Source organism: Nocardioides sp. NPDC051685, assembly GCF_044453405.1.
In the GTDB taxonomy this organism is placed as follows: Bacteria; Actinomycetota; Actinomycetes; order Propionibacteriales; family Nocardioidaceae; genus Nocardioides.
In genome coordinates this window covers 739,900-759,351 of the sequence record NZ_JBITCR010000002.1, presented here as the reverse complement: position 1 = coordinate 759,351, position 19,452 = coordinate 739,900, and the positions used below count along the sequence as shown (strand labels likewise).

The following is a 19,452-nucleotide window of genomic DNA, read 5'->3' as shown; positions in this document are numbered from 1 at the left end:
CGAGAATACCGGTCAGGCGGGCACGAGGTCCATCAGGTTCGCAGGGGTGATCATGCGTACGCCGTCGGGCCGGTCGAGCGGAGCCTCGCTGGTGATGAGGGTCGCGCCGGCCGGTGCTGAGGTGCCGCTGGACACGTCTGTTCCTGCGGTACGGAGCAGGTCGGCGAGGTAGGCGACGTCCAGGTAGCGCCGTGTGGCGATAGTGCGTACCTGTGTGGTCGTTAGGGCGGCCTGGCCCTCAACGGTGTTGAAGCGCGGCCAGCCCGGTTGGTGCAGGTGCAGCCAGAGGGCTTCCCAGCCGTCGGCCATCTTCAGGAACGCGACGGGCAGGACTACGCGCCCCGGTCCGGTCAGGTCGGATCGCATCCGGACCGTCGCGGGCTCGAACGGCAGGCCGGCTTGCTCGGGGGAGCGTTGCATGTACCCGAAGTACGCCTCCGCACACTGCTCGAACCGCTCGCCCGAGTAGACCTGGACCTGGGGCATGATCACGTCGCGCCTTACCTTGTCGAGGTTAGCGTCGATCATCTCGGTGGCGCCCTCGGGTGCATCGACCAGGTCGCCGGAGTGGACCATCCCGTCGCCGCGCAGACGGGTGTAGGAGACGTGCTCGGGGTCGGTGAACCGGCCGTTGAGCATCAGGCAGGACAGGTCCAAGTCGGTGGTCTTCTTTGCCTGGCGCCAGTGCATGAAGAAGCGCAGCGAATCGCCGTCGACCCGTGTGCGGGACCCACGCGGAAGGGTGCCGAAACCACCGGACCGTGCCTTGCCAGAGGTCGGCAGCGTCACCCGCAGCATCTCAGGATCGATGACGGCCGTGTGGCCGAGGCCGAGGCGGCGCAGATATTCCGCATCGCACATCGAGTTCACTCGGGCGACCAGGTCGGGATCGAGGGGATCGCGGTTGTCGGTCGCAGCGTGGGCGTGGCCGAGCCTGTTCACGAAGATACGTACGTCACTGGTGCCGGTGCGGTTGGCGACGTGCTCGCGCAACGAGAGCACGAGCCGTCCCGCCGCGCGTGGGAGTGCCTCGCTCAGCGCAGCAATGACGATCTCCTGCTCCTTGGAGGTGGTGGCGAGGCGGGCCAGCCGGTCGAAGGCACGCACCAGCGTGCCCGGAGCAGTCGCCAGCACGTCCACCGCTTCAGCGAGCTCTCCACGAAGCAGCGCTCCTTCGGTGCGCGCGGCCAAGGTCGGCGTATGTCCCGGATCGCGCGCGGTCGCGAACACCTCTTCCGCGTGCGGCCAGTGCGGGTGCTCATGCGGGTGTAGCCGCTCACCGAGTCGCTTCCACATCTCGGCGTGACCTCGAACGTCGGCAGCCCGTGCACGGTCCTTGACAACCACGGCGTCCAGCGCGGCCAACAGCAGGCGGCGGATGCGACGAGGAAGCGAGACGAACCTGGTCGGCGTCGCGAGCGTGACGTCACCACCGCTCAACGCTGCGGCCAGTCGCAGCACGTCGGTTACGGTGGTGACGACCGGTTCGCGACCAGCACTGACTTGGGCGGCGTTGAGGACCGCACGCCGCTCTCGGGCAGGGACTTCGTCGGGCTGAGCCATCTCGGCACAGTGCTCAGCAAGGACCGCCAGCTCGGCGAGGTCCTCGGCGTTGGGTGGTGTGGTCCGGGCGGCCAGATCAAGCAGCTGGGCGTGGGCTTCGTCGTCGAGCGTGCCGCCGAGGCGTACGAGCGTGTGACGGTCGCCGAGGGTGGGGATGAACGTGTCGTGGGCGACCACCATCTCGGCGTAGGTGTGCCGGTATCGGCCGTAGCCAGGCAGCCGCAGCAGGTTCAGGCCGCCTGCTGGCGCGAAGAGCGCCACGATGTCTTCGGGTGTGTCGGCCTTGGCGAGCGCATCCGCGAGGAGGCCGGCCCAGAATTCCACGGTGTCGGGCACATTGCGCGGGAAGTCGCGGAAGTAGACGTTGTGCTTCGCGCGGGCACCGATCGCTGTCGCGGCGACGCGCACGATCTCCTCTGCCAGCTCGGTGGCGGCCTTTTGATCGAGTGACGCAACATGACGGAGTAGCTCCGGAGCTGCCTTGAACCCGCTCGAGATCAGCGTGACATCCAGTTGTCGGGCCACGGCCTCGCTGCGTGGCCTCGCGCTCGGCTCGGCTGTGGCAAGCGGCACAGTCCACGTCGAGGCGATCAGGGTCTCCCGCACCTTGGATGTCATGGATCGGATCATCGCAGGTGCTCCGCGCAACGCCTCAGGGTTTTCGGCAGCGCCGTTTGTCGGTGGCCAGGGTTACGCTCTCGCCATCGTCGAGATCAGACGGATCTGAGGGAGCGGAGTTCGGGATGTTCGGGAAGTTCGGTGAGCGTGGCGACAAGGCGTGGCGGAAGTCCCTGAAGCAGGTGACGAAGGCCTTCGAGCAGGCCGATGACGCGGCCGACTACGTCCTGACGGGGTCGAACCCGGGGCTGCTTGCGCACCTCGCCTCCAACCGGAACTATGCCGTCGATTCTGCGGCGATCGGTGAGTTCTACAAGGCCTTCGAGGAGGTGGAGGCCGACCAGTTGCAGCGGTGGGCATCGCTCAACCTGGCCGCTGGCGCGCGGGGTGGCTACCACATCGAGGTCATCGGGCAGGTCGGCGGCAGCCACTGGCTCGCCCACCTGGTCACCCATGCCTTTCTTGGGTCCCGACCGGACCAGCCGCTGACGCTGCGGTTCGCCGACGTCGTCCGGATCGCGGAGGTGTTCGGCGCGAGCGTGACCGAGGTGCTCGACGCGATGCTCGAGCTCCCGCAGTATGCCCGCTACCGCGGCAAGGGCGTACGTAAGGCGCTGACCCAGATGCCAGGCCTCGCCGAGGCGCTGGCCGCGCATCCGGCAACGGTGGAGCGTGCCTTCCTGACCGGGACCGTGGACCGGCGTCTGGCGGCGATCGATCTGGTCGCCACGACGCTCGGTGACGCCCTCCTGGCCAGGCTCGCCGCCGTGGTTGCCAATGCGGCGACCGGCACGAGTCGGCAGGTGCGCGAATCGGCGGTGCCGGTGCTGAAGCGGGTGGCGCCGGAGTCAGTCTCGGCACTGCGGGACCTTGCGGTCAGTGGTAAGCCCGAGCAGCGTGCGGAGGCGCTGACCCTGTTGCTGGACCTACCCGGGGAACGGGAATGGGCGTTGGAGACGGCTGCGGCCGACCGGGCCGAGCGGGTCCGCGGCGTTGCGGCTGCGGCGGTCGAGGTCGCCGACGAGCCGGACGTCGAGCTCGAGTCGTTCGAGGACCCGGTGATCGACTGGTCGATGCGGGCCGATGCGGCCGCCGAGCTGGCGAAGAAGATGGCTGCAGGGTTCAACGAGGCACAGGCGCGGTGGGCCGCTCAGGTCAACCGTCGCGCAGGTGTGCACCGACAGGTCCAAGCCCAGGCGTACAGGGCCTCCGACGTGAAGGCGTTGGAGTCGTTCCTGGCCTCCTCGTCGAGTCCGCGCATCGACCAGCTGCCGTCGAACATGCACGCCACGCTCGGCAACTGGTGGGAGACGCGTACCCTCCTGCTCAACCTGGTGGGCCGGGAGAACGTGGCTGCCGCTGGGCGGATCAAGCTGCTCCTGGCGATGTCTGGGTTCCGCGACGTACGCGACAACGGCTATCGGTTCAGCAACGATCTGATGGCAGTTCTCGCCGATGAGGGCACCGTCGATCTGCTGAGCATCTCGGTCATGGTCGATGAGTGCGGCGGCGACGGTATCGCGGTGGTGTGGCGTGGTTATGCCGGGGGTGCGGTGGGGAGGCGCTGGGACGTCGAACGGGTGCGGCCGTTCGTGACCAAGCACCTCGACCGGATCCTCCAGCTCGATAGCCAGTGGCAGTCGGAATACTGGTACAGCAACACCGCGATCTACGCCGCGGCCGCGGCGCTCCCCAGGCTCCCGCGGGGTCTGCGTGAGCACATTTACGGCGTGGCCCTCGGCACCCGCAAAGCGGACCGTCCCTACGCCCAGGCCGCGATCGCCACTGACCCCGAGCGACTGACGCGCGCGGTCGCCGCGCTCGGCGACGGGCGCGCCGAGATCCGGGCCGTGGCGGCGACCTGGCTTGCCCGGATCGGCGACACTGAGGCTCTGCCGGGCCTTCAGGCGGCATGGAAGAAGGAGCGCAACGACCTTGTACGTGGCGCCGTCCTCGACGCGCTGGTTGCGCTCGGCGAGAGCGCTGAGACCTATCTGGACCCGGTCGCGACCGCGAAGGCGGCTGAGAAGGTGGTGGCCAAGGGACTGCCCAAGCCCCTGGCCTGGGTCGCGTGGGAGAGCGCGCCTGAGGTGAAGTTCGCCTCGACCGGGGACCCGGTGCCGCTGAGCGTGATCCAGTGGCTGTGCGTCGTCGCGGTCAAGGCGAAGTCCGCCGAACCGAACGCGATCCTGCGGCAGTATGCGGCGCTCTTCGAGCGGGGTTCCCGCGAGCGATTGGGGGCTTGGCTGCTCAACGCCTGGCTCGTGGAGGACGTCACGCCGATCAGCCGCGAGGAGGCCGAGCAGCAGGCTGCACAGCACGCTGGATGGGGATCGTGGCAGCGCAACAGCGCGGAGTCCCGTTTCCACGGGATGACGGTCGAGCAGCACGCAGCGGCGCTTCTGCCCGGTTTCCTGAAGCAGCCGAAGGGCTCGGCGATCGCGAGCAAGGGCCTGCTTGCCGTGGCCGCCGCGTGTGCCGGGGGCGATGTGGTGCCGCCGACCGAGCGCTATCTGCGTGAGTGGTTCGGGCAGCGGGCCGCGCAGGGGAAGGCGCTGATCGGGATGCTCGCCTGGATCGAGGACCCGGCGGCGACCCAGCTGATGCTCTCGATCGGCAACCGGTTCCGCACCAAGAGCTTCCAGGAGGAGGCGACCAACCAGGCTCACGCGCTGGCTGAGCGCAGGGGCTGGACCGTTGACGAACTCGCTGACCGGACGATCCCGAGCGCTGGTTTCGACGATGACGGTCGCCTCGAGCTCTCCTATGGGGAGCGGGTCTTCACGGCGGCGCTTCAGCCTGATCTCACGATCGTGCTGAACGATCCGGACGGCAAGAGGATCAAGTCGCTTCCGGCCGGCCGGAAGACCGATGACGAAGATGCGGTCAAGGCCGCGAAGAAGGCGTTCACCGCCGCCAAGAAGGAGCTCAAGACGGTCGGCTCGCTGCAGCAGGCGCGGCTCTACGAGGCGCTGTGCACCGAGCGAACCTGGGTCGCCCAGGACTGGCAGACCTACCTCGCCGGTCATCCGGTGGTGCGCCACGCCGTGGCCCGGCTGGTCTGGCTCGAGGTCGTCGGTGACGGGACCGGGGTGGACTCGTTCCGGCCGTTCCGGCTGCTGGACGACGGCTCGCTGACCGACGCCGAGGGTGAGGAGGTGACGCTGGCAGCGGGGTCGCGCGTGCGGATCGCCCACGCCAGTCTGCTCACCGAGGACCAGGTCGAGGCCTGGCGCGAACACCTCGCCGACTACGAGATCACCCCGCTCTTCGACCAGCTCGGGCGCGGAGTGCACACGCTCACCGAGGAGGCGGCGAAGGGCCGGGACATGGCCGATTTCGAAGGGCACATGCTGGAGGCGTACGCCTTGCGGGGACTCGCCCTCAAGCTGGGCTATGTGCGTGGCGAGACCGAGGACGCGGGCTGGTTCTACTCCTACGACAAGCGCTACCCGACCTTGGACCTGGTCGCCCGGATCGGCTTCACCGGCAACTTCCTCCCAGAGGAGAACCGCCAGGTGGCACTGGAGAGGATCACCTTCCACCGCATCTCCCGCGACGGTGGCCGCGACCAGCTCACTCTCGGTGAGGTGCCTGCGGTCCTCGCCTCGGAGACCTGGCACGACGCGCGTGCCATCGCCGCAGCCGGCACCGGGTTCGCTGCCGACTGGCAGAAGAGGTCGGAGTACTGAGCCGTGGACCATCAGTGGGTGGCAGCGCTCCGAACCGTCGCCGCGACGTTCAACCAGCCAGAAGCGGTAGTCGACTATGTCGTCTCCGGGGACGGAACTATCGCTGGCCTGGGTCCAGCCGACCGGATCGAAGCGTGGCTGATCTGGGGGCGAAATCAGACCGTGTTCAAGAGGTTCGGCCGTGACGCGATGTTGGAGTTCTTCGCGGGGAGCCGCGGACGCGGGTCGAGGCTCACCGACGATGAGGCCGAGGCTTGGCGCAGGTTCTATTCCGGCTTGGCGTCGGTCGATGTGGCGGTGATCGGGCGCTGGGCCAACGTGATCGAAACCGCTATGGACGACCCCGCCCTCGGGAGTGTCGGCGGCCGGCACTGGCTCGAGGCGTTGGTCGTTCATTGCGCTTCGGGCGTCGGATCTGGGCAACGCGCCGATAGCCACAAGGATTGGCATGGGGCCCTGGCGACCGCGGGTGCCGAGCTGCCGTTGAGGTTCGCTGACCTGATCCGGCTTGGCGAGTACCTCGACGTCACCCCTGCGAGCATGATCGTCTCGATGCTGGAGCCCGAGCCCTGGGCCGATGCGTACAACGTCGATCGGATCGCTCTTCTCTCACGTCTCCCGGATCTCGGCAACGCGTTGGTTGTCCACCAAGATGTGGTGGCGACAGTCGTGGAGGACGGTGATCGCGAGCAGCAGGGGTGGACTTTGCGGCTGCTCGATGCCGTGTTGACGGACGAGGAGTTGGCGACGTACGCAGCACCTCTCGCTGGTTGGGCAACGCAGTCACGGAGCAAGACTCGGCGTGAAGCCGCCGAGCCTGTGCTGGCGCGAGTGGCAGCAGCAGCCGCCGGCAAGTTGCGCGAGTTGGCCGTGGATGCGCCGGCCGGTCAACGGGCGCGTGCCTTGTCCCTTTTGATGTCCATTGATGAACACCGCGAGTGGGCATCGGCGACGGCTGCTGCTGACCGAACGGAGTCGGTGCGCCGTGTTGCTGCGGTGGCCACTCCGGAGCAGGTCGAGAGCCCTGAGGTCGAGACCGATTCTTTGCCGGAGGTTGACTGGTCGATGGCGGAGCGCGACGCGGTCGAGGTCGCGACGGCGGCCATCGCGCGGATCAACCAACTCTTAGAGCGCAGCCGGCAGCGGGACGCCGGATTGGGTCGGCCCTCCAGCGCGCCGGAACCGCTGTCGGAAGACGCGGTCACTGAGATGGTGCGGCTTCTGACCTCGCCTGGGCCGATCGGGGAGGAGGATGTTCCTGACATGCTGAAGAACCTTCCGGTCGACTTCGGCTATGGAGAACGGTCGTTGCTCGCGGTTGCGCGGGCGGGGAGGTTGAGCGCGCCGGCGGCGGTGAAGCTGCTGGTGATCTTCGGCCACACGTCGGTTCGAGCCCGCCGGTATGGGCGCTCGAACCTGCTCACGGACGTGCTGGCTGAGGTCCAGGCGAGTGTCGGCGGTATCGACCTGCTGGAGGCGAGCAATTTGCTCGACGCGACCGGCGCCGACGGTGTCGACTTGGTCTGGAGGGCGTACGCGGAGAAGTGGGGTGCGATGAGTGATTGGCCCCTGGACCTGGCCCAGTCGATCCTTGTCCATCACACGTCACGGGTGCTGACTGTGCAGGACAAGACAGCAGACGAGTGGAATTACGACAGGCTGGCGCTCTACCGCGCGGCGACAGCAGTCCCAAGTCCTGAGGGGCTGCTGCGCGAGCACCTCTTCGAGGTTGCTCTGGGCTCGCGTGCCGACGCCCGACCGTTGGCTCAGGAGGCGCTCGTAGGTGACCCCGAACGCGTCGCGCGTGCCGGTGCGGCGTTGACCGACACCTCTGTTGCGATCAAGCAGGCTGCGGCGCGCTGGCTGGGCGGCAGTGGGGATGCAGCGGCGTTGGAGCCGCTTCAGGCAGCGTGGTGCAAGGAGCGCAACGACCTCGTCCGTGGTTCGATCCTTGACGCGCTGCTGCAACTGGGTGAGCAGGCCGAGACCTATCTGGATCCCGAAGAGACTGGGAAGAAGGCGGCCAAGGCGGTCGCTCGTGGACTGCCGACGGCACTGGAGTGGCTCGACTGGAGCCAGGTGCCCGAGGTGCGGTTCGCCGCGACGGGCGCGCCGGTGCCGGTCGAGGTGGTGCAGTGGCTGACCGCGATGGCGGTCAAAGGGAAGACCCCAGTGCCAAACGCCATCCTGCGTCGTTACGCGGAGCTGTTCGAGCAGGGTGATCGCGAACGGCTCGGGAAGACGCTTCTCCATGCATGGATGACCGAGGATCTGCGGCTGCCCAATCAGGAAGAGGCCATGGAGGCGGCACGTGACCGAGCGCGCCAGTACGTCTCCTGGGGCTACATGCCAGGCGCGACCGAGGCAGAGATCATCGAGCATGTGCTGCCGGAGGTGCGTCAGACCCCGTTCTCGTCGGGTGTACCAAGCAAAGGGATGCTGGCGCTGGCGGCGGCCTGCGGCGGCGGTGGGCTGGTCGACCCTGCCGTCGGCTTCGTGAAGAAGTGGTACGGCTGGCGCCTGGCGCAGAGCCGGGCGTTGCTGATCATGCTGGCGTGGACCGATCACCCGGCGGCGACGCAAGCGGTCCTCGCCGTCGGGACGAGGTTTCGCACCAAGAGCCTGCAACAGGAGGCAGCGACCCAGATAGGGCTGCTCGCCGAACGCCGCGGATGGAGCGTCGACGAGCTGGCCGACCGAACGATCCCGACCGCCGGGTTCGACGAGGAGGGTCGGCTCGAACTCGACTACGGGCCGCGTGCTTTCTCTGCCCATCTGCTTCCGGACCTGACCGTCGAGCTCAGGACTCCCGATGGGAAGCCCGTCAAGTCGCTCCCCGCCCCGCGGAAGGATGATGACGAGGAGGCGGCGAAGGCGGCCAAGAAGTCGCTGGCAGCAGCGAAGCGGGAGCTCAAGTCGGTGCGTACGCAGCAGGCGACGCGACTCTATGAGGCGCTGTGCACCGAACGTACTTGGCCGGTGGCCGACTGGCGCGACCTCCTGCTGGAGCACCCTGTGGCGCGGCATCTGGTCACTCGTCTGCTGTGGGTGGCCGAGGAGGATGGCGAGGAGCCGTTCGTGTTCCGCCCGCTCGAGGACGGCACTCTCACCGACGTCCGGGATGAGGACGTACGTCTGCCGGAGACCGGTCGGATTCGGCTCGCCCACCTCAGCGTGCTCTCGGCGATGGGGGCCGAGGCCTGGCGCGAGCACCTGGTCGACTACGAGATCGTCCCGCTCTTCGACCAGCTCTCTCGCGACCTGCACCTGGTGAGCGAGGCCGAGCAGACGGGCAACGCACTGCCTGACTTCCGTGGGCATGTGGTGACGACGTACGCCTTGCGCAGCCGGGCCACCAAGCTCGGTTATCTGCGGGGTGAGAGCGAGGACGGCGGCTGGTTCTACAGCTATGACAAGCGCTATCCGACGCTCGGGCTGGTGGTCTCGGTGCGATTCTCCGGGAGCCCGTTGCCCGAGGCCGACCAGGAGGTGGCGCTGGAGAGACTGCAGTTCCATCGGATCTCGCCAGAGGGCCGCTGGAATGCGATGAAGGTCCGCGATGTGCCGGCCGTCCTCGTCTCCGAGGCGTGGCACGACATGCGTGCGATGGCAGCAGACGGGACCGGGTTCGACCCGGACTGGGAGAAGAGGATCAGAAGCTGATGAGTGTGTTGCGTGAGCCGGCCGAGGTGGCGTACGCCGCCGAGCTGGAGCGGCTGGCAACGGCCTATCCGGGGGAGAGGCCACCGGGGTGGAAGCTGACGCCACGGGCGGTGCGGGCGTTCGTGACCGGTGATGAGAAACACCAGGTCACCCGCAAGTTCTATGGTGACGACGCGCTGGTCGACCGGTGCGTGGTGACGCTGATGAGCAATCGCGGGCTGCTGCTCGTCGGCGAGCCTGGGACCGCGAAGTCGATGCTCTCAGAGCTCTTCACGGCAGCGATCTCGGGTGATTCGACCTGCACGATCCAGGGGTCGTCGGGGACGACCGAGGACCAGATCGGCTACTCATGGAACTACGCACTTCTGTTGGCCGAGGGTCCGTCGGCGCGGTCGCTGGTCCCGGGCCCACTGCACCAGGCCCTGACCCATGGCACGATCTGCCGGTTCGAGGAGCTCACCCGGGTGCAGCCGGAGATCCAGGACGTGTTGATCGCGGTGATGTCGGACAAGGTGCTCCACATCCCCGAGCTGCCCGAGCCCGACGACGTGGTCTTCGCGAACCGCGGGTTCAACGTGGTCGGCACCGCCAACCTGCGTGACCGCGGCGTTCACGAGATGTCGAGCGCGCTCAAGCGCCGGTTCAACTTCGAGACCGTACGTCCCATCCGCGACCGGGCGCTGGAGCGCCGCCTGATCGAGGAGCAGACCTCCGGGCTGCTGGACGGGGCCGGGATCTCCACGCGGCTCACACCCGACGCGGTCGACCTGCTGGTCACCGCCTTCAGCGACCTGCGCGAGGGCGTCACCGCGGAGGGGACGGTCGTCGAGAAGCCGGCCGCGGTGATGTCCTCGGCGGAGGCGGTCGCGGTCGGCTATGCCGCCGCGTTGGATGCCCACTACTTCGGCGACGGGGATGTCGCCGGCCGTCACATCAGCCGCCAGCTGATCGGCACCGTGCTCAAGGACAACCCCGACGACGGCACCAAGCTGCGCCACTACTTCGACACCGTGATCCGGCCGCGCGCCAAGCGCGACCAGCGCTGGAAGTCGGCCATGGAGACCCGCGGCGAGCTGGATCGGTGAGCGGTCGTTGAATGACACGCCGTTGATGGGTGCCGAGATTCGTGCGCTCGCGGACACGCTGGTCACCGGGGAGCTGGTGGTGGTGCCCGTACGCCATCACAGCCCGGTCTGTGCGCTCGCCGTCGACGCAGCGATCACCCGGTTCCAGCCCTCGAAGGTGCTCGTTGAGGGGCCGCGGAGCTTCGACGGTCTGATCGACCTGCTGGTCCATCCCGAGGCGCAGATGCCGCTGGCGGTCTACGCCTGGGCACGGCCGGTCGCGAAGGCGGGGGCGGTGGTGCGCCGGGCCGACGCGCATGGGGGCTATTACCCGTTCTGCGACTACTCCCCGGAGCTGATCGCGCTGCGACGCGCCCGGGAGGGCGGGATCCCGGTCGGGTTCTGTGACCTGGAGGTCGCCGAGCAGGCCGCATCAGCCTCGGAACCGGTGCTGCCGGGCGACGGGACGCTCCAGGAGGAACGCGGTCTGCGGATGAGCGATGCCCTGCGTGCCCTGGCGACCCAGCTCGGTTGCCGGGATGAGGAGGATCTGTGGGAGCTCCTCCTGGAGACCGGTGATCCGACGACCCCCGAGGGCTGGGACACCCACCATGCCGCGATGGTCGCGTACTGCGCGCTTGCACGGAGCACGGCATCGATCGCCGATCTGGCCGCCGACGGCACGACCGCTCGCGAAGCCGAGATGGTGCACCACCTACGTGCCGCGCTCGCCACTCGGAAGCCGATGGACGGGCCGGTTCTCGCCGTGCTGGGCGGATTCCATGCCGTCGCCGTACCCGAACTGTTGGCCATGCCAGGGGAGCGCCCGACGTACGAGACCGGGAAGCTCGACCAGGGAGCAGCCCTGATCCGCTACACCTTCGACCGACTCGAGCGGCTGGGCGGGTACGCCAGCGGAATGACCTCGCCGGGGTGGCACCAACGGATCTGGGACCAGCGCCGCGAAGGAGTAGCGACCGATCGTGCCCGCCGCGACGCCGCGCTGTCCACGCTCCTCGATTTGGCTGTTGACCTGCGCAAACACCACGTCCAGGTTCCGACACCATCGCTGGCTGCGGCTCACCAGCAGACCCTGATGCTCGCCGACCTGCGGGATCGGCCGGCGCCGTTGCGCAGCGACCTGCTCGACGGCGCGCTCGGCAGCCTCGTCAAAGGCGAGGCCGACACCGAGGGTGCGCTGGTGATGGCGACGGCGGTCCACGTGCTCACCGGCAGCCGTGCGGGTCGGGTGCCGCCAGGCGCCGGCACGCCGCCCTTGGTCCGCGACACCCTGGTCCAGCTCGAGACCCAGCGTCTCGACACCGAGGGTGTCGAGCACAAGAACGCCGCGCTCGACCTCTATCGCAACCACGCTCACCGCCGCACCAGCCGCCTGCTCCACGGCCTGCAGCTGCTCGGGATCCCGTTCGCCGACCATGTCGCCGGCCCCGATTTCGTACGTGGCACCGAGCTGTCGCGGCTCCAGGAACGGTGGCGCTACCTGTGGACACCCTCGACCGAGGGCCGACTGGTGGAGTGCTCGATCCTCGGGTCCACGCTGGGGGAGGCGGTGGCGACCTGCTTCGCCGAGTTGCTGTCCGAGGCCACCGCCGACGGCGCCCGGCCGAGCAGCGCCCGGGCGACCGAGCTGCTGGCGCAGTGCCTCGTCGTCGGGCTCCACGAGGACGGCACCGTCGTCGATAGCACCGTCACGCTGGTCCGCGAAGCCATCGCCGCCGAGGGACAGCTCGTCGACGCGGCAACCGCCGTCGCACGGCTCGCGCTTCTCCTGGAGGGCCGCGAGGTGCTGGAGGCGTCGAGGATCCGCGATCTCCCGGGACTGGTGCGAACGGCGTACGACCGCTGTCTCTACCTCGCCGCCGATCTGACCGTGTCGCCTCAGGAGGCCGATCGGGTGGTCGGCGCGCTCTCCCGGATCCGCGAGCTGCTCGCCTCGACCGGTGGCGCCGACCTCGACCCTGACCCGTTCTGGGTCATTGTCGAGCAGCTGCGTACCGACCACCCCGCCCCGTTCGTACGCGGTGCTGCCGCCGGTCTGCTGGCGACCGCCGAGCGGCTCGATTCCGAGTCCCTGGCCCGCGACGTGGCCGGCCACCTGGACAGCTCGCTGCCGGCGGCGGAGTCGGTGGCGTACGTCTCCGGGCTGTTCGCGACCGCCCGCGAGAGCGCCTGGCAGGCAGGGGGAGTGGTGCCGGCACTGGACGAGCGGATGCGCGAGTGGGACGGGGCGACGTTCCTCAAAGCGCTCCCGGAACTGCGACTGGCCTTCTCCGGACTCACCCCGCGCGAGACCGACCGAGTCGCCGAGATCGTCGCCGGGATCCACGGGGCGCCTCTTGGCCATCGCGTTCGGCGCGACGTCTCCGCCGCCGACGTCGAACGCCACCTGGCCGCGTCCGAGGCGGTCCTCGCAGCGCTCGGACGTGACGGTCTGACCGACTGGAGCGGGGTGTCGGCATGAACCAGACCGATCGCTGGCGGCTCGTCTTGGGCCGTTACGCCGAGCAGCGTCTGCCCATGTCCGGGGGCGGCCAACTGGCCCGGATGGAATCCGCGCTCGACTACCTCTACGGGCGCGAGTACGCCGGGCGCGGCGGTCGCGAGGGAGCCGGCCCCGGCGCCGCCGGGTCGGGTGGTGGACCGGGCTCACTGGACCCGTCGATGCCGTCGATCGTCGACTGGCTCGGCGAGGTGCGCGAGCTCTTCCCGAGCGAGAGCGTCGAGGTGATTGAGCAGCATGCCCTGGACCGCTACGGCCTGACCGAGCTCGTCACCGACCCCGAGATCCTCGCCAAGGTCGAACCCAGCGTCGACCTGCTCAAGACGCTGCTGGCGCTGCGCGGTCAGCTCGACCAGCGGGTGCTGGGCGAGGTGCGCTGGATCGTTCGCGCGGTGGTCGAGGATCTGCGTCGAAAGCTGGAATCGGAGGTCCGTGCCTCGTTCACCGGCCGCCGCAGCCTTCACCGGCACAGTCCGCTCGCGGTCAACGCCAACTTCGATCCGCGCGGCACCATCCGCGCGAACCTGCGCAACTGGGACGCCGATGGGTCGCGGCTGGTTGTGGAGAAGCCGCTCTTCTTCGAGCGCAACGCGCGCCGAATCCCGTGGGAGATCGTGCTGGTCGTGGACCAGTCCGGCTCGATGGCAGGCTCGGTCATCCATTCGGCGGTGATGGCCGGCATCCTCGCCGGGCTGCCGGCATTCCGGTTGCGGTTGGTCGTCTTCGACACCTCGGTGGTCGATCTGACCGACGTAGCCGGAGATCCGGTCGAGACGCTGATGTCGGTCCAGCTCGGCGGTGGCACCGACATAGCCCAGGCAGTGGAGTATGCCGCGGGTGTCATCGAGCAGCCGACCCGAGCAGTGATGGTGCTGGTCACCGACTTCTTCGAGGGCGGACCGCCCTCACGGCTGGAGAGGGCTGTGAGGCGGTTGGCCGAGTCTCGCGTACGCATGATCGGGCTCGCCTCGCTCGACGGCACCGACCAGCCCACCTTCGACCGGGCCCAGGCCGAGCGGCTCGCCGACCTGGGTATGTCGATCGCGGCGCTGACCCCGGGCAAGCTCGCCGACTGGCTGGCCGAGGTGACCTCACGATGAACGCGATCATCGAGGTGGTGGCCGGGTTCGATGACGACGCCTGGGTGGCGCTGGCCAACAAGGGGCTGCTGCGCCGGGCGCGCAAGGATCTCGATGCGGTCGAGATCTCGCTCGTGTCCGAGTCGGAGACGGCGATCGAGGTCGCGGTCGGGGACCGGGCGGTCACCTTCGGGTCGGCCGGTCCGACCCAGGCGACCTGTTCGTGTCCCAGCGCCGTCATCTGCCAGCACGTCATCGCCGCGGGGCTGTGGCTGGCGAGCTCGGTGCAGAGCGAAGACGCGACCGGGGAGGCCGACCGAACGGACCCGGCCGAAGCTCGCGGCCAAGAGCTGATGGATCTCACCGCGGAGGCACTCCGATCTCACAGCGGGCTGCCCGGCTACCGCTGGGCGCACCAGTTCCTCGACGACGCCGACCGTGACCCGGTCCTCACCCCGGGCGCAAGCCCCTCGGTGAGGTTCCTGCGCCCACCGCTGACCGCCCGCTATCCCGGCGGCGGCCTGGACGGGATCGTCCTGGATCAGAAGGTTCCGCATCCCGAGCGTTACCGGGTCGCCGCGGTGCTCGCCTGGCAGCGGGCCCATGGCCTGGTCCTCCCGGCGCCGGCCCCGGTGGCGGCGCGCACTACTGGCGAGCCGACCTTGGAGTCGCGTGACCGACTGCGGGAGACGGTCACCAGGCTGCTCGAGGAGGTCGTCGCGGTCGGTGTCTCCCACCTATCAGCGGGGTTCGTCGACCGGTTCGACACAGCCGCGGTCTGGGCACAAGGGGCCGACTACCACCGCATGGCCAGATTGCTGCGCCGGATCAGCGACCACATCTCTCTGCTGCTGGCCCGCTCGGCTGCCGCCGACGACCTTGCGCTGCTGGAGGAGGTGGCAGTGGCGTACGCGTTGGTGTCGGCGCTGGACGCGGCTGCGGCGGAGCAGCGGGCTCCGGTCGCGCTGACCGGGCGAGCACGGACGTCCTACGATGCCGCCGGGTCGCTGGAACTGGTCGGGCTCGGAGGGTATGCGTGGCGTACGGGATCCGGCTATCACGGCCTGACCTGCCTCTTCTGGTCGCCCGCTGAGGAGCGGATGCTCACCTGGAGCGATGCCAGACCAGTCTCGCTGGCTGGGTTCGACCCGGTCGCGCGGTGGAGCCAGCCGGGTCCGTGGCCGGGACTCGACCGGCCCGCCGCTACCCTGGACCACCGGGTCGTGCTCACTGGCGCCCAGGTCAACGACCAGGGCCGGATCTCCGGCACCGAGGCCACTTCGGCGGCGGTGCTCGCCCGGGTCGCTACCGACCTCCCGGTGCGTACGTCGTGGGCGGGGCTTGGCGGTGCGGGCGTGCCTGCACTCTCCGACCCGGTCGACCCGTCCCAGGACTGGGCGGTGCTCGCACCGGCAGGTGCCGAGCCTCCCAGGTGGGACGCTGCGGCCCAGATGCTGCGCTGGGTGCTCCGCGACGCCGAGGGCGAAGCGCTCGCACTGGAGCTGGCGTGGGCGCCTCACCATGCTGCGGCGATCGCCCGGATCGAGGCGATCGGCGACAGCCTCCCGGCGGACACGCTCGTGGTCGCCCGGGTCGAGCGTCGGGGCGGGCGACTGGCCGGCCTTCCGCTCAGCCTGATCACACGCGGGAGCGGTGTGGTGGATCCTTTGCACTTCGCCACTCAGGGCTCGCGTACGTCTGTGGCCGCCGGCTTGGTCTCAGATATGGGCTCAGCCTCGGGTGAGTCAGACGACGAGACGGACGTACACGCCGCGGTGCCCGGCCCGCTCGCTGATCACCGCGGCACGCTAGAGGCGATCGCGCAGCGGGGCTGTGCTGGACTGGCACCGGTGGTGGTCCACGATCGGATCGGGGCCGGTCACCGGGCGCTGCGGGATGTCGGACTGAGCGTGTTCGGCGACCCCGATCCGGCCACAGCCTCCGCGGCAGCGGTCCTTAGGTCGCTCTATTTGTGTCGGATGACGGAAGTCGCTCTAACCGGCCGTTGACGAACCCCTCGCGAGTGCAGCGGAGGCAGTCGCCGGCCATTCCTTAGGTTTGCTCGTACTCGCGGTTGCTGTGGCTCAGATGGGCGGTCGGCCGTTGTACTGGCGGTAGGCGATCGCGACACGGAAGTCGGCTCGGCTGATGGCTGCCTCCCCCGAGGCGACCATTCGCGGTGCTTCGGTGTGGAGGTAGCGGCGGGCGACGGCGATCATGGCTGTGCCGCCCTCGTGGTGAAGGGGTTCGAACCTCTCACGGATGCGGTGGACGAGATTGCCGTCAGTCACGTCGATGCGGGGGAGGGCGCTGCGGACGAGGTAGAGGCGCTTGCTGAAGCCTTCCTCGATCGTGGCGCAGAGCCGATTGTCGACATGGCGGGCGAGCTTGGTGAGGTTGCGCCAGGCGTCCTTCGTAACGGGGTTGTCGACGGAGAAGGTGGCGAGAGCGCGTACGGCCTCGGCGCTGTGATGGGTTGGCCGCAGTACCCGTGCCGGCCAAGCCGGCGGCTGTGCGGGAGGCGCGGCTGAGGTTCCGGTAGGCGCGCTCTCGGCGCCGGAACATCGCTGCTTGTTCCGGCGCGGTGTTGCGGGCGCCTACGGCTGCCAGGTCGGAGAGGCCGCGCTCGGAGGTGAAGAGGATACGGAGGTTGGCCATGGAGGGGATGGCAGTGAGTGAGTTGAGGAGTCGGTGCTCGGCGGCTAAGACTTGGCTGAGCACGTCGGCGTCGGGTGGGAGGTCCGGCGGTGGTGGGTGCCAGCCACGCCAGTCGATGTTGTAGTCCGGGGCGCCGTAGAGTGCCTGAGCATGCGTGGCGCAGTCGGCGGCGTAACGCGCGAGTCCTCGTGCGCCTCTGAGCTTCGTCCATCCGGGGAGTTGCTCGTACCGAGCGTCGAGTACGAGAAGCGCTTGGGTGATGTCGCATACGTCGCCGACGACGGTGAGCCACTCGCGATGGTCGAGGAGGCCGCGGCCGAGACCGTGGTCGAAGTCGCCCTCGGCGAGCACGGTGGCTTTCGCGGCCTGGCGCCAGGCCTCCAGTGGTCGGATGTCCTGGGTAGTGGCGAGATCCGCCATTGTCGGGAGGTTACCGGGAGTCGCATCCAGCACACGGTTGAGCGACAGTGCCAGCCAACCAGGTGGGTCGAGTGCGGAATGCGCGAGGTTGGTGACTGTTTTCGGGTCGGTCTGCACCAGAACCTGATGGCACCAGGCGAGGACGGCACGCCGGTAGCGACCGATCTGGGCGGCGGCCTCGAGCCGATGGGCTTCGACGTTGAGTGGTGACGGCGTTCGGGAAATGTCGCGAAGTATCCGATGGTTGATGTGGGTCTGACGGAGCAGGCCCGTGAGTTCGGCGCGCAGGCGGGCGGCGTTCTCGCCGTACATCAGGCACCGCCGGTGCGGCCGTTCACCTTGGCGTCGGTCGCGTACGCGTCGTCGAGGTCAGCGAGGATCAGCTCGATCTCGAGGGCGTCGATGCCGTGGCGTACGAGCTCCCCGATGGTCGCGATCGCGAGTTGGTGGAGCAGGTCGGCCGGCAGGCCGTGAGGCAGGTCCGTATGAGCAGGGGCTTGGTCGCCGTGGGCGAGGTCTAGGCGGATGAGTACGCGCTCGTAGGCGATGGAACCTGCGACCGTCCGCGCGGTGTCGGCGAACGCAGCCAGGTAGGAACGAGCTTCAGCGAGTACGACTGCGTGAGCGAGCAGCATGGTGTTCTCCGTATTCAGGACGAGGTGGGCTTGGGTGCCACGGTGACCGTCGGCGCCGAGATAGGGGCTCGAGACGTACGCGGCTGTGGACAAGCCCGCATCGAACCGGGGCTGTGGCCGATCAGCGCTGGCGCCCGAGGCGCCAACCTGCGCGTTCGCTGGGCCCGTCGAGCCGGTTGACCAGGTCCCGGGCACGCTCCTTCGCCAGGTCGCGGGCCTGCTCCTCGAGCCGGCGCCGCTGGTCAAGGTCATCGCGTACGAAGTCGTCGAAGTTGGCACTCCGGTCCTCGACCGGGCGCTCGACAGGAGACGCACCCGGCCCCTCGCCCGGCCAGGTCGACCGTCTGGTCGGCCGGTCTCGGTCGAGCTTGGTGCCGCACGTAGTGACCCAGTCCCGCAGCCGGTGCCTGGCCTCGGAGAACTCCCTGTGCCAGGCCAACGGGGCCGAGGGCGGGGAGTCCGGGTCGTAGGCGTTGAGCCAGGCGACGTGGAGTGCGGAGAGCTCCCAGACGAGCTCGTCGTGGCGGTGCCACAGCGGCGGAACCATCGCAACTGGCAGGCCATACGCGGCGCGGAGCCAGTCGACCCAGGCATTCGGGTCGAGCCACTCGCCCTCGGCCTCTTCGGCGGTGAGGAGGTTCCAGTTGACTGGCCGGATGATCTCGCCCCCGCGGTCACCGTCGTACGTCGCGGCCATGACCGCTGCGCCTCAGAACCCGATGGCGTGGTCGATGGCCTCGACCACCGCCGGCGCTGGCTCGACGGCAGTTGGGGTACGGCGCGCGACCTCGTACTTGGTGCGGGCGAGGTCGTGGCCGATCCGGCGGGCGACGAACTCCTCTCGCGGGACCGCGTGGCCGTCACGTTCGACCTCGTACTCGTTGATGTAGCCCGAGGCGACGAACGAGTCCCCGACCCGGAACCGGTCGAACGCCCGCTGGGCCGCGGTGTCGAACACGACCAGGTCGCAGTGCACCGGATCGAGCTTCGTGAACGACCCGTCCGGCTCCTTGCGGAACCGCTCCACGCCGATCCGGGCACGGAACCGGGGGTCGCCGCTGCGGGTCTTGGTCAGCTCTGGGGCGGTGGCGATGTAGCCGTGCAGGCTGAGCTGGGTGGGAATCGACATGGACTGTCTCCCGTCCTCACGCGGCCCCGCTGCTCGGGGCCGCTCTCGGAAGACAGGTGCGCGCTGTGCACCGAAACTACGCGGGTCGGGCCGTCCAGACCTTCTGGCTGCCGCCCGATGAGGCCACACGCCGATAGTGGCGCTGGGCGTGCTTGAGCGTCCGAGCACTCATGCTGTCGTAGACACCAGAGCCGGACGCCTGGCCTCCGACGTAGATCACGCCGTCGCGGTGCGTGTGCGGCCCGTAGCCCGACGACAACGCCACCGCGGCCGTCGTGCCGGCGGCGACGGGTCCCACCAGAACCAGGCGTCGCGGAAGAGAGTTTCGCCGTAGAGGGTGACCAGAGCCTTGGTCCCGTGATGTCCGAGTTGGTAGACCTCGACGACCGTGACGATTGACAGGTCCTGTT

Annotated in this window: 13 protein-coding genes; 6 read left to right on the top strand and 7 right to left on the bottom strand. The window is 68.9% G+C overall.

The window, feature by feature from the left end:
- Window positions 1-12: 12 nt before the first annotated feature.
- A complete protein-coding gene (locus ACIA03_RS08680; protein ID WP_396981233.1) occupies window positions 13-2,181 on the bottom strand; it encodes a TerD family protein in 2,169 nt (722 codons plus the stop codon).
- Between the two features lie 125 nt (window positions 2,182-2,306).
- Between ACIA03_RS08680 and ACIA03_RS08675 the strand changes: the two genes are divergently transcribed.
- From ACIA03_RS08675 to ACIA03_RS08650, 6 genes are read left to right on the top strand one after another with little or no spacing between them, the layout of a single operon-like run.
- Complete coding sequence (locus ACIA03_RS08675) at window positions 2,307-5,873, top strand: DUF4132 domain-containing protein (RefSeq protein WP_396981231.1); 3,567 nt, start codon at window positions 2,307-2,309, stop codon at window positions 5,871-5,873.
- An 18-nt stretch (window positions 5,874-5,891) separates the two neighbouring features.
- On the top strand, window positions 5,892-9,536 hold the full coding sequence (locus ACIA03_RS08670) for a DUF4132 domain-containing protein (RefSeq protein WP_396981229.1): 3,645 nt from the start codon (window positions 5,892-5,894) through the stop codon (window positions 9,534-9,536).
- Window positions 9,536-10,621 (top strand): AAA family ATPase, encoded by a 1,086-nt coding sequence (locus ACIA03_RS08665; protein ID WP_396981227.1) that lies wholly within the window; start codon window positions 9,536-9,538, stop codon window positions 10,619-10,621. The genes ACIA03_RS08670 and ACIA03_RS08665 overlap by 1 nt, the downstream gene beginning before the upstream one ends.
- A gap of 25 nt (window positions 10,622-10,646) precedes the next feature.
- A complete protein-coding gene (locus ACIA03_RS08660) occupies window positions 10,647-13,082 on the top strand; it encodes a DUF5682 family protein (RefSeq protein ID WP_396981225.1) in 2,436 nt (811 codons plus the stop codon).
- Window positions 13,079-14,221, top strand: coding sequence for a VWA domain-containing protein (locus ACIA03_RS08655; protein WP_396981223.1), 1,143 nt, complete (start codon window positions 13,079-13,081; stop codon window positions 14,219-14,221). Before ACIA03_RS08660 ends, ACIA03_RS08655 begins: the two co-directional genes overlap by 4 nt.
- The gene (locus ACIA03_RS08650) at window positions 14,218-16,209 is read left to right on the top strand and encodes an SWIM zinc finger family protein (protein ID WP_396981221.1); all 1,992 of its coding nucleotides are present in this window, start codon (window positions 14,218-14,220) and stop codon (window positions 16,207-16,209) included. The genes ACIA03_RS08655 and ACIA03_RS08650 overlap by 4 nt, the downstream gene beginning before the upstream one ends.
- Window positions 16,210-16,284: 75 nt before the next feature.
- Here the strand turns inward: ACIA03_RS08650 and ACIA03_RS08645 are convergent, their stop codons facing one another.
- The 6 genes from ACIA03_RS08645 to ACIA03_RS08620 form a co-directional block, all read right to left on the bottom strand.
- Window positions 16,285-16,419, bottom strand: a complete 135-nt coding sequence (locus tag ACIA03_RS08645; RefSeq protein ID WP_396981219.1) for a hypothetical protein — start codon at window positions 16,417-16,419, stop codon at window positions 16,285-16,287.
- 64 nt (window positions 16,420-16,483) lie between these two features.
- Window positions 16,484-17,590 carry a hypothetical protein gene (locus ACIA03_RS08640; RefSeq protein ID WP_396981217.1) on the bottom strand — a complete coding sequence of 369 codons (1,107 nt, stop codon included), beginning with the start codon at window positions 17,588-17,590 and terminating at the stop codon, window positions 16,484-16,486.
- On the bottom strand, window positions 17,590-18,006 hold the full coding sequence (locus ACIA03_RS08635) for a hypothetical protein (protein WP_396981215.1): 417 nt from the start codon (window positions 18,004-18,006) through the stop codon (window positions 17,590-17,592). The genes ACIA03_RS08640 and ACIA03_RS08635 overlap by 1 nt, the downstream gene beginning before the upstream one ends.
- A 28-nt stretch (window positions 18,007-18,034) precedes the next feature.
- The gene (locus ACIA03_RS08630; protein ID WP_396981214.1) at window positions 18,035-18,610 is read right to left on the bottom strand and encodes a hypothetical protein; all 576 of its coding nucleotides are present in this window, start codon (window positions 18,608-18,610) and stop codon (window positions 18,035-18,037) included.
- A 12-nt stretch (window positions 18,611-18,622) separates the two neighbouring features.
- Window positions 18,623-19,042 (bottom strand): single-stranded DNA-binding protein, encoded by a 420-nt coding sequence (locus tag ACIA03_RS08625; protein ID WP_396981212.1) that lies wholly within the window; start codon window positions 19,040-19,042, stop codon window positions 18,623-18,625.
- Window positions 19,043-19,118: 76 nt separating this feature from the next.
- Window positions 19,119-19,340 carry a hypothetical protein gene (locus tag ACIA03_RS08620; protein ID WP_396981210.1) on the bottom strand — a complete coding sequence of 74 codons (222 nt, stop codon included), beginning with the start codon at window positions 19,338-19,340 and terminating at the stop codon, window positions 19,119-19,121.
- Window positions 19,341-19,452 lie beyond the last annotated feature (112 nt).